Origin of the sequence: Novosphingobium terrae, from assembly GCF_017163935.1 — a bacterium.
Classification (GTDB): Bacteria; Pseudomonadota; Alphaproteobacteria; order Sphingomonadales; family Sphingomonadaceae; genus Novosphingobium; species Novosphingobium terrae.
The window spans coordinates 1,648,045-1,662,336 of record NZ_JABVZR010000002.1 but is presented as its reverse complement, the minus strand read 5'-3'; the positions used below and the strand labels follow the sequence as shown (position 1 = coordinate 1,662,336).

General features: G+C 60.1%; 14 protein-coding genes, 2 pseudogenes and 1 other annotated feature. Of the genes and pseudogenes, 6 read left to right on the top strand and 10 right to left on the bottom strand.

Going from position 1 to position 14,292, the window contains the following annotated elements; all coding sequences use genetic code 11:
* Positions 1-294: 294 nt before the first annotated feature.
* The 4 genes from HGK27_RS25310 to HGK27_RS25295 all read right to left on the bottom strand — a co-directional run bounded on the left by HGK27_RS25310 (position 295) and on the right by HGK27_RS25295 (position 3,218).
* On the bottom strand, positions 295-579 hold the full coding sequence (locus HGK27_RS25310; RefSeq protein ID WP_206243601.1) for a DUF3761 domain-containing protein: 285 nt from the start codon (positions 577-579) through the stop codon (positions 295-297).
* 79 nt (positions 580-658) lie between these two features.
* Entirely contained in the window at positions 659-1,261 is a 603-nt protein-coding gene (locus HGK27_RS25305) for a hypothetical protein (protein ID WP_206243600.1), read from the bottom strand.
* Positions 1,258-2,436, bottom strand: a complete 1,179-nt coding sequence (locus HGK27_RS25300) for a M48 family metallopeptidase (protein ID WP_206243599.1) — start codon at positions 2,434-2,436, stop codon at positions 1,258-1,260. The genes HGK27_RS25305 and HGK27_RS25300 overlap by 4 nt, the downstream gene beginning before the upstream one ends.
* 38 nt (positions 2,437-2,474) lie before the next feature.
* On the bottom strand, positions 2,475-3,218 hold the full coding sequence (locus HGK27_RS25295; RefSeq protein WP_206243598.1) for a hypothetical protein: 744 nt from the start codon (positions 3,216-3,218) through the stop codon (positions 2,475-2,477).
* 239 nt (positions 3,219-3,457) lie between these two features.
* On the opposite strand from HGK27_RS25295, the gene HGK27_RS25290 reads away from it, so the two are divergent.
* Positions 3,458-3,631 carry a hypothetical protein gene (locus tag HGK27_RS25290; RefSeq protein WP_206243597.1) on the top strand — a complete coding sequence of 58 codons (174 nt, stop codon included), beginning with the start codon at positions 3,458-3,460 and terminating at the stop codon, positions 3,629-3,631.
* Positions 3,632-3,866: 235 nt separating this feature from the next.
* Positions 3,867-4,043, top strand: a pseudogene (locus tag HGK27_RS25285) (transposase domain-containing protein); the annotation flags it as partial.
* 53 nt (positions 4,044-4,096) lie between these two features.
* On the opposite strand, the gene HGK27_RS25280 reads toward HGK27_RS25285, so the two are convergent.
* Positions 4,097-4,627 carry a GIY-YIG nuclease family protein gene (locus tag HGK27_RS25280; RefSeq protein WP_206243596.1) on the bottom strand — a complete coding sequence of 177 codons (531 nt, stop codon included), beginning with the start codon at positions 4,625-4,627 and terminating at the stop codon, positions 4,097-4,099.
* Between the two features lie 40 nt (positions 4,628-4,667).
* Positions 4,668-5,162, bottom strand: a pseudogene (locus tag HGK27_RS25275) (IS66 family transposase); the annotation flags it as partial.
* A gap of 53 nt (positions 5,163-5,215) precedes the next feature.
* On the opposite strand from HGK27_RS25275, the gene HGK27_RS25270 reads away from it, so the two are divergent.
* Positions 5,216-6,444, top strand: a protein-coding gene (locus HGK27_RS25270; protein ID WP_206237953.1) for an IS3 family transposase whose coding sequence is annotated in 2 segments (ribosomal slippage) — positions 5,216-5,504 and positions 5,504-6,444 — 1,230 coding nt in all. Because the reading frame shifts where the segments join, the coding sequence is not laid out codon by codon here.
* Positions 5,497-5,613: a sequence feature (AL1L pseudoknot), on the top strand. It overlaps the preceding gene by 117 nt.
* A gap of 36 nt (positions 6,445-6,480) precedes the next feature.
* Here the strand turns inward: HGK27_RS25270 and HGK27_RS25265 are convergent.
* The 4 genes from HGK27_RS25265 to HGK27_RS25250 all read right to left on the bottom strand — a co-directional run bounded on the left by HGK27_RS25265 (position 6,481) and on the right by HGK27_RS25250 (position 8,341).
* Positions 6,481-6,621 (bottom strand): hypothetical protein, encoded by a 141-nt coding sequence (locus HGK27_RS25265; RefSeq protein WP_206243595.1) that lies wholly within the window; start codon positions 6,619-6,621, stop codon positions 6,481-6,483.
* The gene (locus tag HGK27_RS25260; protein ID WP_206243594.1) at positions 6,621-7,292 is read right to left on the bottom strand and encodes a hypothetical protein; all 672 of its coding nucleotides are present in this window, start codon (positions 7,290-7,292) and stop codon (positions 6,621-6,623) included. Before HGK27_RS25260 ends, HGK27_RS25265 begins: the two co-directional genes overlap by 1 nt.
* 2 nt (positions 7,293-7,294) lie before the next feature.
* A complete protein-coding gene (locus tag HGK27_RS25255) occupies positions 7,295-7,945 on the bottom strand; it encodes a toxin-activating lysine-acyltransferase (RefSeq protein ID WP_206243593.1) in 651 nt (216 codons plus the stop codon).
* A gap of 150 nt (positions 7,946-8,095) precedes the next feature.
* Complete coding sequence (locus tag HGK27_RS25250; protein WP_206243592.1) at positions 8,096-8,341, bottom strand: hypothetical protein; 246 nt, start codon at positions 8,339-8,341, stop codon at positions 8,096-8,098.
* A gap of 357 nt (positions 8,342-8,698) precedes the next feature.
* Here HGK27_RS25250 and HGK27_RS25245 point away from each other — a divergent pair, with 357 nt between their 5' ends.
* Genes HGK27_RS25245 through HGK27_RS25235 form a run of 3 tightly spaced genes read left to right on the top strand, consistent with a single transcriptional unit; the run spans position 8,699 to position 14,260 of the window.
* Complete coding sequence (locus tag HGK27_RS25245) at positions 8,699-9,427, top strand: ImuA family protein (RefSeq protein WP_206243591.1); 729 nt, start codon at positions 8,699-8,701, stop codon at positions 9,425-9,427.
* Positions 9,351-10,922: a DUF6504 family protein gene (locus HGK27_RS25240; RefSeq protein WP_206243590.1), complete on the top strand. Its 1,572-nt coding sequence runs from the start codon at positions 9,351-9,353 to the stop codon at positions 10,920-10,922. The genes HGK27_RS25245 and HGK27_RS25240 overlap by 77 nt, the downstream gene beginning before the upstream one ends.
* Positions 10,919-14,260 (top strand): error-prone DNA polymerase, encoded by a 3,342-nt coding sequence (locus HGK27_RS25235; protein WP_206243589.1) that lies wholly within the window; start codon positions 10,919-10,921, stop codon positions 14,258-14,260. The genes HGK27_RS25240 and HGK27_RS25235 overlap by 4 nt, the downstream gene beginning before the upstream one ends.
* Positions 14,261-14,292 lie beyond the last annotated feature (32 nt).

Here is a 14,292-nt window from a genome sequence, read left to right as displayed (position 1 = left end):
ACGGTCGCGCGACATAGTTGCCCGCCAGGCTATTTCCCAGCGCTCTCGCTGACAAACCAGCCATTCCGCGCCTCCGCGCCACTTCCTCGATAGCAGCCTGCCATTCATCTCTTTTGCGAAAGGCACTCACCCAAACCCGGTGCGAGAGGGCGTGAACCTTCGCCCCACAGAGACTTCACCCCAGCGAAAAATACCCAAGCACCTTCGAGACCAGGCCAAGCAACAAGAGCGCGCCAAGAACGACGGCTTCAAGCCAAATCAGCCTGTCGCGCCGCTCCTGGCCGCCCCGATCCTTCACCAGCTCTCCACCCCGCCATGGTGCGAGCAGGTGCCGCGATGATGCTGGCTGAAACTCCACGATCCATCGCGGCAATGCGCGGATGCACCAGCGGGCCGACTTCCAGCCTGCATAGGACTATGCACCGAATTGCCATCCGCATTGCGGTAATGGCGCCCGGTCGACGGCCCGAAGCTATGGTATGTTGCATGCCGAACATAGCGATGGGACGTGCGGGCGTCAGCAGTTGATGTGGTCAGGGCAACAGCAACCAAGCCGATAGCCGCTAGCAGATTTCTCATGGATCTCTCCTGATTTTTCGATTGTTAAGGCACATCATTGGGGCGTCCACGGTGAACCGCCCGAGAGAGTTGCCCCCCATCACTTCAATCCTGCAGAATCCGCCAAGGCACGGAATTCACCCACCAATTTGTCGAAATAGTTCAACCGGGGGGCATCGAAGGTCATCATATAGAGCTTGCCGCTGATGATGGCCGCCCGCGCCTCTCCCTTACGGGTGAGGCTGTCCTCGTCGGAAAATTGGTAGGTGAAGATCACGCCATCGTGCCCGAGGAAGGTGCCCGGCTCTGTGGAGAGCACCTGGAAGGACCCCGATTTCTTCGCAGTGCGATAGGTGCCTTCAAGGAGTTCGGGCACCTCCACGATCAGCGTATTTGCGCCAAATTTGGGCAAAGGATCGTTCTTGCTGCTGGTCTCGCGGACCAGGGGACTTCCTGCCGGTATGCCCCCGAAGAACGTCACGTCGTTAAGCTGGCGCCCGTCGAGAGACCAGTTCTCGTCATTCTTTCCGGCACTTATAGAAAGCTCGTTCCAGTCTCTCGTAGGCGTGACGAAAAATGCCTCCTTGGCGACGGCAACCCGCTCGCCCTGCTTGCGGAGCTTGTGTGCATGGGCAGATGAGCTGGCAAGCGCCAATGCAACAGCGAAGGCGCCCACCACGAAGTTGGAGATTTTGCGAGTCACTTTACGACTTCCTCTTTCGGAACCATCATGCCGATGAGCTTGGCGTCGCCAGCGTCCGGCTTCAGTTTCAGGTAGGTCTTCAAGGCGGCCTGCCCTTCTGTGCGCTGGCCAATCTTCATCAGCGATAGGCCAAGTCCGCGAAAAGCATCGGCCATGCTTCCATCCAGCGCTGTCGCCCGACTGTAGAAATCAGCGGCATTGACCAGATCGCGCTGGTTGCCTCGCGTGCGATACAGTTCGCCTCGCGCGAACCACAGACCGGCAGTCCAGCCGTTCTGCGCAAGCGATTCGATGATAAATTCGCTTCCCCCGAAATCGTTGAGCTTGATCTGATCGTCCAGAAAGACGGGGAGCCACGTGGCAAGCGCCTCGCGGTAACGGTCCGCCCCTTCATCCCGCCCGGCTCCTTCCGGTGCGGCCAACTCGGCCAAATAGCCTGCTCTCTCTGCATCAGGGGGATGCGATGCGGTAAATGCAATGGCCTTGAAGTTGGGCTTTTGAAGCCCCCGGACACGTGCGGATGCTTCCGTCTCGGCCATAAAGTTCTGCCAAACCACGGAAAATGCCTGGGGGCGAAGCGAGCTGTTGTTCAGGTAGGAAATGCCCAGATGGTCGGCCTCGCGCTCCTGGTCGCGACCATGGCGGTAGATGTTGCCGTAAACAGACAATTGGAGGTCGTGGTAGTTATCGCGGATCGCGTAGGCACTGTGCGGGCTAGCTGCCACGGCAATGCTGGCCAACACGGTCGCCCACGCAAGCATGTCCGTACCGGATCTTGCCGACCGGAAATGCTGCAATGTGTGCCTTCGCTCGAAATGCCCGAATTCGTGGCCCAGGACACCGCCAAGTTCGGCCTCGCTGCGCACCCGCAATAAAAGGCCACTGAACACCCGCAAGGTGCCATTCGGCGACATTGATGCGTTGAAGGTTGGCTCGCGGATGATGTAGACGCGGACGCTGTTGCAACGGTCGTTCCCGACAGTCTTGCAGAGCACCTTTTTGACGTAGGCGGTCAGCTTTTCGTCGCGAATGACCAAAGGGGATGCAGCAAGAGAACGTTCGCTTTCATCATCCTCACGCCACCAGCCAGCTTCATCGACGCCTTGGGGCTGATATATTCCAGCATAAGGCGGGGGCAGCGGTGCGCTAGCCGCAAAGACGACTGGCGCTGCCATCCCTGCGAGCCCTGCCATCGCGGAAAAGCATGCCCGCCTCACTGCTTCGGCTCATCGGCAATCTGGCTGCCCGGAAATTTCTTGAGCAACTGTCCGACGCGCTTCTTCGCGCCTTCAGCATCCCTCACGTCTCCGCCCATTTCAACGTCGGCATTGAGCCAAAGGAGATCCCCGGTATGCAGATCGACCAGTCCGGCGTATCCCTTGTGCTCGCCGGAGACGACGGAAACACCGCCCATCGCAGCAAAAACTTGCAACACCTTGCGACCGGTCGAGCCATAGGCGTCCTTGTCGTAGATGAAGAGGCCATAATCGGCGTCCTGCGCTCCAGGCAATTTGGCGACACCCTGACCCAACGACCAGTCGAAAACCGCAGCCTTATTGTCGTGCTTTTTCGTGGGTAGGCGATTGCCGGTGAAGAACTGATATTCGATCACGGCTTGTGAAACGGCGGCGAACAGGGCCATATGCTCTTGCAGGTCGCGCGCTTGGTCACCATAAGCTTCCGGCGCCGCGATGACGGTGTTGCCAAGTTCAGCCTGCCGCATTTCCAAAGCGCGCTGGATGTTCACCTTGGCCTTTTCGGTCCAATCGGCATTGGGCTCGAACATGCCTGCCATTGACTGCCCGCCAACACTAATGGCGGGGCGGAAAACAAGAATCCGCTTGTTACTGTGCGCAGGCAGCTCGAAGCCCTGCTTGGTCGCCGAACGATCCTGCGCCATAGCTGGCGCGGACACACAACCGCAAAGACCCGCGATAGCCGCGAGCCAATAGAACATGTTCCTCAAGAAAACCCCCTGGGTGCCCAACCGTTGCGTTCAGGTAGCTTTCTGGCCATTGACTTGCAACGATAAGAACATCACACGATCACCATTTTTAGGTATATTTTATATTCTGCAAACCGTGATTATTATTGAGGATCGAGCCACTGCGAGCGCTGGCGAGGCCGCCGCTCACCTGACCAAAACAGGATGTCAGACTAGCCGGGAGTTAGGGTGCCTGATTGTTCCGAAAGAAAGTGGCCGGCACGCAGATCGCAGTCAAAGCAGTGACACTCTTGCAAGTCGACGGTGAGACGCAAAGCAAGGTGCTCGATCAAACCGATCTGGAGATGCCAGCCAAAACTGGCGAATGGGTGAAAACTGAAGACCTTGCAACTGTACTCAACCAGAAGCGGGTCAGACCTAACTGATAGGGCATCCTGCTGCACCGTAAGCGGTGTTTTCAACCCATAGACGTCCATGGCATGGTTCATGGACCCGATTTGCGTGATGGCCGTTAGCTAGTTTTGCCAGGGTGTCCTATGCGGATCGATGCTACTGAGTTTGCGGTTCTCGATAAGCGTTGCAATCACCGCCAAGTTGTCGCCGCCGCCGTCGGAGCCAGCGAACAGAGCATTCTTTCGCTTATGGAAATCTACGCATAACCGTAGGAGCTGGCTGTTCGTCGGATCAAAGGTCGGAGGCGAGCGCGCCGTAGTCACCTATTCCGTCATCGAAACCTGCAAGCTCAATGGAGTTGAGCTTCAAGCCTACATTGCAGATGCCAACGAGAAGATCGCAGCTGATTGTCTCGCATCGCGCTGGGACGAACTTATGTCTTGAAATTGGTTCCCCAAATAGAGTTGAACAACGCCCACATAGATCTTCACCCTCGCTTAAAGCGAAGATGACACGGAGGTGAGATCTTTCTCAATAAATATGTCTACCTGAACAGAAGGTAGAACCATAATGAGGTTTTCGAGGAAAACCTCCATATTGGCTTTTCCGGACTCGCCAATCGAAAATGGCGATGAAATCATGCCACTACTCAAGTGTATCCGGGCATTTTCTCTTGCCTGCTCCATCATTCGAGAGGTCAAATAGCTAATCTCTGACCTACTAAGGTTGTTTGAATTTTCTGTAATGAAAACAACACGATCCCACCAATCATTGTCCATATCATGGGACTTTATAGTGGTTCCGATGTCTTCGCCTTGTCCAATATATGCGTGGTGTTCTCCTTCGATTTCACCCAAAAGCAAATACAGACCAGAATTGCTTGCCTCGTGGCGTGCGAGGGCTTCAGCAAGGTGGGTTCGCGGAGCCATGAGCACGCGGCCCGTCCAGTTGAATAATTTTGCTGTAACTATCCCATCGGAATGCCCAGTAGGGTAGCACAGAGCGGCTTGCTGAGTTATTTTGCTCATAGCTCTTTATAGAGGCTCCTGCATATTCTGTCGATCTCTCCTAGGCGGCTTTCGCATCAGGGTTACCCACAGTGCTCCATGGCATGAGTTGATCGACCCGATTTGCCCGATGTCCGTTGGCCAGTTTGGTCAGGGTTTCAGCCAGCCAGCGATGCGGATCGATCCCGCTGAGTTTGCAGTTCTCGATCAGCGTTGCGATCACCGCCCAGTTGTCACCACCCTCGTCAGAGCCTGCGAACAGGGCATTCTTTCGATTGAGGGCCAGCGGCCTGATGCCGCGCTCGACGGTGTTGCTGTCCAGGTCAATACGGCCGTCGTCCAGGAAACGGATGAGGCCATCCCACCGCGTGAGTGCGTAGCGGATTGCCTCGCCGAGCTTGGCCTTGGGGCTGACTTGCCGGTTGCGGGCTTCAAGATACTGGCGCAAATCCTCCACGATGGCGCGGGATCGCTCCCTGCGGATGGCTTGCCGCTGCTCTGCGGGCGCGCCGCGCACCTCGCCCTCGATGGCGTAGAGCAAGGCGATGCGGCGTAGTGAACCGCGCCGGGTTTGCCGGAGGCTCCAACTTCTGAGAAAGTGGAGCCGATATGAGCAAAACGACGAACAAGTTTGCGCCTGAGGTCCGCGCCCGTGCGGTGCGCATGGTGCTGGATCACGAAAGTGACCATCCTTCTCGCTGGGCAGCCATCGTGTCGATCGCGGAGAAGATAGGCTGCGTTCCCCAGACCCTGTTCGAATGGGTCAAGAAGGCCGAGATCGACAGCGGCAAGCGGGCCGGTGTGCCAACCGAGATGGCAGATCGCCTGAAGGCGCTGGAGCGCGAGAACCGTGAATTGCGCCAGGCCAACGAGATCCTGCGCAAGGCGTCGGCGTATTTTGCCCAGGCGGAGCTCGACCGCCCGTTCAAACGATGACCGCTTTTATCGATGCGCATCGAGATGAGTATGGGGTCGAGCCGATCTGCAGGGTTCTGCCGATTGCCCCATCCTCCTATCGGGCCCGCGTGGCACAGCGAAGCAATCCAGAGTTGCTGTCGGACCGCGCTCGGGAGGATCAGCGCCTGAAGCCTGAGGTGATGCGCGTCTTCGCTGAGAACTTTGGGGTTTATGGCGTGCGAAAGGTCTGGCGGCAGATGAACCGCGAGGGTTTTGCTGTCGCCCGCTGTACCATCGCGCGTCTGATGCGAGACCTGGGCCTGCAAGGGGTCATCCGGGGCAAGCCCGTGCGCACGACGGTCAGCAACAAGGCCGCGCCATGCCCGCTCGATCACGTCAACCGACAGTTCCATGCCCCGGCGCCCAACATGCTCTGGGTGTCTGACTTCACATATGTCGCGACATGGGCGGGGTTTGTCTACGTGGCCTTCGTGATCGACGTCTATGCTCGTTATATTGTGGGATGGCGGGTCAGTCGCACCGCTCATGCCGGCTTCGTGCTGGATGCGCTGGAACAGGCCATCCATGAGCGCCGCCCGGTGCATCGTGGCGGCCTCATTCACCACAGCGACCGCGGATCGCAATATGTGTCTATTCGCTATTCCGAGCGCTTGGCGGAGGCGGGCATCGAGCCCTCTGTCGGCAGCGTGGGGGATAGCTATGACAATGCTTTGGCCGAGACCATCAACGGCCTCTACAAGGCTGAGGTAATCCACCGGCGCGGGCCATGGCGGTCCTTCGAAGCCGTCGAATATGCCACGCTCGAATGGGTGGACTGGTTCAACCACCGAAGACTGCTTGAACCGATCGGCAACATACCACCTGCCGAGGCCGAAGAACTCTATTACGCCATGCTGGACGACGTCTCCATGGCTGCCTAACTTAAACCAAACAGCCTCCGGCAAACCCGGCGCGGTTCATACCGCCTCATAATTAAAATTTACAGACGCCAAAAACTCCATCGCCTCGACAGCGTCAGGCGTTGCCATTTTCTGAATTTCAAGAGGGATTTTGTGCTGAACCTGATAAACAAGAATATTGTCTGAGGAAGCTGCCATTACCGTTCTCCCTCGACAGTGCATTTTGAGAGCATGAGATCGGCATACACATCAAGTGATGATAACTTCGAAACAATTTCTCCGCTGAAGAATACAGCGCCAGAAACCTTTTCTTCGACCCAAATATCAGGACCCTGAAGCGCATCAGCCTTCAAAGTTATGTCGCCATCCGACGCGCCGAAGCCGAGCTCCCAAATAGGCTCACCCAAAAACCGGTCTGCGTACTTATTCTTCCGAAGAGCGCTCTTTTCCGGAACGAAGGTGGATTTACGACTCCCTAAATTAACGAAATAGCACCCACTTTCAGCGGGCGTTATTAAATCGGCTTTTTTTAAAGCGAATGGCAAAAGCTTTGTATCACCCAGATCACACTCTGCGAGCACCTTGGCGAAAGCACCTCTTGCTGCTAAAAATCCCGCAACATAGAATACATCTCCGACTTCGGAAAACGCTTCTTCGTCCCACACCGCGACTTCCTTCGGGAAGCATTCGTCTGGCACGCTGTATGCCGACGCATTTCGTTTCACTTCGTCACGAAATTTTAGATCGGATAATTCGATCTCATGGCGCGCCTTAGTCCATTCACCTTCAGAGTATCTCCACCTAATCCCTTGCTTAAAGCCGATTTCCGAATTTCTGCGGAAGCTGCTGAGCCAAATTTCGTTTGACATATTCACTTCCCTTCATTCGGAGTTATCGTTTGATTTTTCCGGCGGCCAGCGCCGGAGCTTTCGCGCAGACGCACAAGAACGTCCTGATCGATTAGGCCTGAAATCATTGGGTGGATTTTTATGGTCTTTTCGCCGACCAACTTACGAAAATTCAACAATACAGAAGTTGCGGCCTTGCTGTCGCTCGCAATTACATCAAGCAGCCAGATATTTTCGCCGCTTACCCAATCGTCTGGGCCCAACCTAATCGGGAAAGCGTTCGATTTTATTTGCTCGGAGATTTTTGCATCTACTTGATCTGAGGCGCTCGCCCAAATGGCAATGCCAACGATGTGGTCCTTCTCCAACGCCGTCGATCCATCTGGCATTACAACACTGCTATGAGCGATTGCCAGACGATCTTGCAAAAGCGGCTGGACGACGATGTGCTTAAGGTCATTAAGAGACTGATGGCGATACCTGGGTAGATCCATGATCGCGAGAACGACCTGTCCCATGCTTAATTGAATTTTTGAGCGCATAGCTTCGATCTTTGCGAGCATCTCTGGCTGCAAAGGGTTGATAGATGAGGCTCCAACTGATCCGGAAGACTCCTCGCTGCTGGCGGAAGCTGCCACAGTAGGTACTTCGATTACTTGATCATCCTGCGCCACACTCAATCTCCGCCACCTCAAGCCACGTTCCATAAGCTCGTGGCATCGTTGCGGAGCAAGGCAAACAAAAAGATCCCGCGCCGCTAGAGCGGCGGCAGTCCGTTTCGCGGAGACGCTACTAGGCGCCAGCCACGGCTCATATCTTGCCCCTCACGCCGAAAAGATATTCAGCTCATTAGCGAACAGAGAAAAAGCGCGCAAAAGCGCGCCACACCGTCCCTTGCGTCCCTGTTCATGCAGCTGAAAAATCGCTCCCGATGCCAGATAAGGGCTTGATAGCGGGAGTTTTTCTGAACGAAAATATATAAAAATCACATAAACTTTGAGTGCCCGTCGTAAATCTACAATTTTTTCGCGGACCAAGAAAATTAACGCACCATTAATAACCTCAAACACGTGCTTCCACCTAATGGATCCAGCACCTTCAGACCTCTACGCTACATATTCCATGGGAGATGCTTGGCCTGCTGCCTCGCTTTTCGACCTTCTCCGCCCCCCGCCACCCTCTACGTTATCCGCTGGGGAGCAGCATGGTCTGAAAGCCGCCCAATCTGTGCCAGGCTGTGGGCAAGAATGGGACAAGGCGGTGGAAAAGCTGTGCAATTGGATCTCTGGCTATAAGCGTTATATCGTTTGGATTTAGCCCTTCTGCCCCGCTTTGGGTAATGCGCGAGCATCATCCCTTGACTCTGCCCCCTCCATGGATGGAACATAAAAGGAACGAAAGTCCCCTTCCTGAGTCTCCATCTTCCCATGCGCCAGTCCGCCGTCCTTGAACAATTGCGCGAGCAGATCGCCACAATCGAAGGCAGCGCTGCGCCCAAGGCCGTGCTGCCCTTCGGGCTGGAAAGCATCGACGCGCGCCTGCCGGGCGGCGGGCTGTCCTGCGCTGCGCTGCATGAGCTGGCGGGTAGCAATGCTCTAGCCGATGATGCCGCCGCCACCGTTTTCCTGGCCGGCATTCTGGCGCGCACCGAGGGCCCGGTGTTCTGGTGCCTGCGCTGGCGCGACCTCTTTGCCCCCGCCCTCGATCTTGCCGGCCTCTCTCCGGACCGGGTAATCTATGTGGAAGCGGGCAGCGATGTGAATGTGCTCACCGCCATGGAGGAGTGCCTGCGCCATTCGGGCCTGGGCGGCGTGGTGGGCGAGGTCAAAGCTCTCTCAACCACCGCCTCCAAGCGCTTGCAGCTTGCCGCCGAGAAATCCGGCGTGCCCGCCTTCGTCTTCCGCCGCGCTCTGCCGCTCGATGCTCCGGCCTCGGGCACAGCCGCTGTCACGCGCTGGCGCCTGCGCGCCCATCCCAGTGAAGCGCTGGGCATTCCGAGCCTTGCCCGCCCGCGCTGGGCGCTGGCGCTGGAGCGCGTGCGCGGTGATGAACCGCAACTCTGGATCGTGGAGGGCTGTGATGCGACGGGTCGTATCGCTCTTCCTGCCGAACTGGTCGACCGACCGGATCGTCAGGAAGCTCAGGCAGCAGCCTGACCGCTCTGCTCACAGCGCGGCATCGCTGGCTCCTGCCTCCGCCCCTGCCCCGCTTGTCACCGCGCTGCCCGATCATGGCCGCCGCGTGGTGGCCTCGGTCGATAGGGCGGCGCGGGCATTGGGCATCCGCCCCGGCATGACGCTCACGCAAGCGCGGGGCTTCGCGCCCGACCTTCTGGTGATCGACGGCGATCCCGAAGAGGATTTCGAAGGGCTGAAGCGGCTCGCGCTTTGGGCAACGCGCCACTATTCGCCCGTCGCCGCGCCCGATCCGCCCGACGGCATCTGGATCGACATCACCGGCTGCGCCGAGCGCTTCGGAGGTGAAGCGCCGCTGATCAAGCACCTCTACCGCCGCGTCCTGGCCTCGGGCTTCACCGCGCAGATCGCTGTCGCCGACACCGCAGGCTGCGCGCACGCCGTGGCGCGGCAGGTGCCCTCCGGTCGCCCGACCATCATCGAACCGGGCAAGGCGCGCAGCGCACTCGCCATTCTCCCCGTCCATGCCCTGCGCCTCGGGCCGGGCGTAGCCGACGAGCTGCGCCGCATGGGCTTCGAACGGGTCGAGCAGCTTATGGCCGCCGCCCGCGCGCCGTTGGCCAAACGCTTCGGCCTGCAGCTCCACAAGCGGCTTGACCAGGCGCTGGGCCATCTGCCCGAACCGATCGAGCCGATCTTCGCGGCTGACGTGCCGCGCACGCGGCGCTCGCTCCTTGAACCGATCGGCACCGCCGAGGCCTTCGCCCATGTGATCGGCGATCTGACGACGGATCTCGCCGCCCTGCTGCTGCGCGCAGGGCTCGGCGCGCGCCACCTCGATCTCTATGTCGAGCGGGTCGACGGGCATTGGCAGGCGATCCGGGTCGGCACGGCCAAGCCGTCGCGCGATCCGGCCCATCTCGCCAAGCTGCTCGGCCAGAAGATCGACACCATCGAACCGGGCATGGGCGTCGAAGCCATGACGCTGGTGTCACCGCTCACCGAACCGCTTGCCGGAGCCCAGGCCGATGCCCTCGCCGCGCGGCGCGGTCCTGACCTCCCCGCCCTCATCGATGCGCTGGCCAATCGCTTCGGCGCCCGCCACCTCTATCAGGCCACCGCCCGGTCGAGCAGCATGCCCGAGCGTGAGATCGATCTGGTGCCGCCGCTCGGTCGCGCCGCGCCTGAAGGCTGGGACGCTGCCCTGCCCCGCCCCTCACGCATGATCGTTCCGCCCGAAAAGGTAGAGGTCACCGCCATGCTGCCCGACCATCCGCCCGCCATGTTCGTCTGGCGCGGCAAGCGCTACCGCGTGGCGCGCGCCGATGGCCCCGAGCGCCTGCATGGCGAGTGGTGGCAGTCGGAGGGTCTAGAGGTCGAAACCCCACTGTCGGTGCGAGACTATTTCCAGGTCGAGACGGCTGACGGCGGACGCTACTGGATCTACCGCCTGGGCGACGGCACACAGCGCGCGACGGGCCCGATGAGCTGGTTCATCCATGGCGCCTTCGCATGAGCGGCGCCGACGATCCGCCGGCCAAAGATCCACTCGCCGACGCGCGCTATGTCGAGCTGCAAGTCACGACGCATTTCAGCTTCTTGCGCGGGGCCTCGTCACCCGAGGAGCTGGCGGCGGCCGCAACAATGCTCGGCCTGCCCGCCATCGGCATCACCGACCGCAACAGCTTTGGCGGGTTGGTCCGCGCCTGGGACGCGCAGAAGGTGACCGGCATCCGCACCATACCAGGTGCCCGGCTCGATCTGGTTTGCGGCACATCGCTGCTGGTCTATCCGACCTACAAGGCTGCTTACGCCCGCCTCTCCCGGTTGCTCACCATCGGCAAACGCCGGGCGGGCAAAGGCGCCTGCGAGCTGCACTGGTCGGATCTGGAAGACTGGCATGAGGGTCTGATCGCCATCCTTCTCCCCGATCGGGCGGACGCCGCCAATGAGCAGGCCCTGCAGCGCCTGCGGCGCCTTTTCGCGAGCCGGGCCTATATGGCGCTGACGCTGCGGCGGCGCCCCAAGGACGCCATCCGCCTGCGCGATCTGGTCGCCCAGGCCGCCGCCGCCCGCGTGCCAACCGTGGCCACCGGCGATGTGCTGTATCACAGTCCCGAGCGGCGCATGCTGCAGGATGTGGTGACCTGCATCCGCGAAGGCTGCACCATCGACACGCTGGGCAAGCGCCGGGAGCGCTTTGCCGATCGCGACTTCAAACCCGCCGAGGAAATGGAGCGGCTGTTCCGCCGCTATCTCGGCGACATTGCCCCGGTCCACCGCAGCGTCGAGATCGCCCGGCGCTGCGGCTTCGATCTGGGTGAGCTGACCTACACCTATCCCGACGAGGTGGGCGAGAGCGGTCTAACACCGCAGCAGGAGCTGGAGCGCCTCACCTGGGAGAAGGCTCCCGAGCGCTATCCCAATGGGACGCCCGACAAGGTGCGGAGCCAGCTGGAGCATGAGCTGCGCCTCATCCGCGAACTCAACTATGCCTCCTATTTCCTAACCGTGCATTCGATCGTGCGCTTCGCGCGCAGCCGGGGCATCCTGTGCCAGGGGCGCGGCAGCGCGGCCAATTCAGCGGTGTGCTTCGTGCTGGGCATCACCTCGATTGATCCGGTCAAATCCGAGCTGCTCTTCGAGCGCTTCGTGAGCGCCGAGCGCCGGGAGCCGCCCGATATCGACGTCGATTTCGAGCATGAGCGCCGCGAAGAGGTGATCCAGTGGGTGTTCGAGCACTATGGGCGCGACCATGCCGCGCTCACGGCGGTCATCACCCGCTTCCGTGCCCGGGGCGCCGTGCGCGAGGTCGGGAAGGCGCTGGGGCTCACCGAGGACATCTGCTCTGCCCTGTCCGGCCAGGTCTGGGGCTGGAGCCGGGATGGCGTCGAGGAGAAGCACGCGCAGGCGCTGAACCTCGATCTCACCGACCGGCGCTTGCAGCTCACCCTCGATCTCGCCAGAGATCTCATCAATACGCCGCGCCATACCTCGCAGCATCCCGGTGGCTTTGTCCTGTGCCATGATCGGCTCGACGAGCTGGTGCCCATCGAGCCCGCCGCCATGGACGACCGCCAAGTCATTGAATGGGACAAGGACGACATTGATGCCCTCGGCCTGATGAAGGTCGATGTGCTCGGCCTTGGCATGCTGGGCTGCATGCGGCGCGCCTTCGTGCTACTGGAAGACAGCAAGGGCATTGCGCTGGATCTCGCGACCATCCCGGCTGAAGACCCCCGGACCTATGCCATGATCCGCAAGGCCGATACGCTGGGCACCTTCCAGATCGAGAGCCGCGCGCAGATGGCCATGCTGCCGCGCATCAAGCCCACCACCTTCTACGATCTGGTGGTTCAGGTGGCGATCGTCCGTCCCGGCCCCATTCAAGGCGACATGGTCCATCCCTATCTTCGGCGCCGCGAGGGCAAGGAGGTCATCACCTATCCCAAGCCGGAACTCCAGCGCGTGCTGGAAAAGACGCTGGGCGTGCCGCTTTTTCAGGAGCAGGCGATGCGTGTCGCCATCGAATGCGCGGGCTTCACCCCCAGCGAGGCCGATCTGCTGCGCCGGGCCATGGCCACCTTCAAGATGACCGGCGGCGTCTCGCATTTTCAGGACAAGCTGATCAATGGCATGGTCGCCCGCGGCTACAGTGCCGAATTTGCCGAGCAGACCTTCAAGCAGATCGAGGGCTTCGGGAGCTACGGCTTCCCCGAGAGCCATGCGGCCTCCTTCGCCCTCATTGCCTACGCCAGCGCCTGGATGAAATGCCATCACCCCGATGTGTTTTGCGCCTCGCTGCTTAACGCCCAGCCCATGGGCTTTTATCAGCCCGCGCAGATCGTGCGCGATGCGCGCGAGCATGGAGTCGAGGTCCGACCCGTCGACGTCAATTACAGCCGCTGGGATTGCACGCTTGAACCGACGGGCGGGCGCAATCTGGCGGTCCGTCTCGGCTTCTGCATGGTCAACACGCTGAAGAATGCCGATGGCGCAGCCATCGTGCTGGCGCGCGGCGATCAGCCCTACAGCTCGGTCGAGGAAATCCAGCGCCGGGCGTTGGTCAGCGGGCGCGCGCTGGAGCGGATCGGTCACGCGGGCGGGTTTGGCTCGCTCGATCTTTCCCGCAGAAAGGGTCTATGGTCGGTCAAGGGGCTGGGCGATGCCCCCCTCCCCCTTTTCGCGGCCACCGACGAGCGCGCGGGCAAGCTGCGCGAGGAGGCGATCGAGCCGGAGGTCGAGTTGGTCGTCATGCGCGAGGGCGAGGAGGTGGTGGAGGATTACCGGACCACCAGCCTCTCACTGCGCGCCCATCCCGTCTCCTTCCTCCGCGCCGATCTGGCCGAGCGCAAGATGGTCACATGCGGCGATCTGATGAACCTCATGGACGGGCGCTGGATCAATCTGGCCGGGATCGTGCTGATCCGACAGAAGCCCGGCTCGGCCAAGGGGGTTATGTTCATCACGCTGGAGGATGAGACAGGCGTGGCCAATCTCGTGGTTTGGCCCAGTCTCTTTGAGCAGCACCGGCAGGTGGTGCTGAACGCCCGGATGATGGGTGTACGTGGCCAGGTTCAGCGCGAGGGCGATGTCATCCATGTGGTGGCGCAGCGGCTCGATGATCTTTCCAGTTTGCTTGCCACGGTCGGCGGGAGGGATGACGATGGGCTCTACCTCGTGGCGCGCGCCGATGCGGTCAAGCATGGTGGCGCGCCTGATCAGCGCGACGGATCCGACAAGACTCTGGGCCGAGGGCGCTGCCTGATCGACCCTGACCTCCGGCTTGGATCTGGCATCATCCCAGAACAGCCGACCGAATCGATCAAGGTGCGAACCCGGGATTTTCACTAGGGGCTGGTTTGCCCTCCCGTGTGATGCTGATA

Excerpts from the sequence above, each read along its gene's own strand:
- HGK27_RS25245 (WP_206243591.1), top strand. The coding sequence starts at position 8,699 with ATGCGCCAGTCCGCCGTCCTTGAACAATTGCGCGAGCAGATCGCCACA.
- HGK27_RS25265 (WP_206243595.1), bottom strand. The coding sequence starts at position 6,621 with ATGGCAGCTTCCTCAGACAATATTCTTGTTTATCAGGTTCAGCACAAA.
- HGK27_RS25280 (WP_206243596.1), bottom strand. The coding sequence starts at position 4,627 with ATGAGCAAAATAACTCAGCAAGCCGCTCTGTGCTACCCTACTGGGCAT.
- HGK27_RS25300 (WP_206243599.1), bottom strand. The coding sequence starts at position 2,436 with ATGGCAGCGCCAGTCGTCTTTGCGGCTAGCGCACCGCTGCCCCCGCCT.
- HGK27_RS25310 (WP_206243601.1), bottom strand. The coding sequence starts at position 579 with ATGAGAAATCTGCTAGCGGCTATCGGCTTGGTTGCTGTTGCCCTGACC.
- HGK27_RS25235 (WP_206243589.1), top strand. The coding sequence starts at position 10,919 with ATGAGCGGCGCCGACGATCCGCCGGCCAAAGATCCACTCGCCGACGCG.
- HGK27_RS25260 (WP_206243594.1), bottom strand. The coding sequence starts at position 7,292 with ATGTCAAACGAAATTTGGCTCAGCAGCTTCCGCAGAAATTCGGAAATC.
- HGK27_RS25240 (WP_206243590.1), top strand. The coding sequence starts at position 9,351 with ATGCGACGGGTCGTATCGCTCTTCCTGCCGAACTGGTCGACCGACCGG.
- HGK27_RS25295 (WP_206243598.1), bottom strand. The coding sequence starts at position 3,218 with ATGTTCTATTGGCTCGCGGCTATCGCGGGTCTTTGCGGTTGTGTGTCC.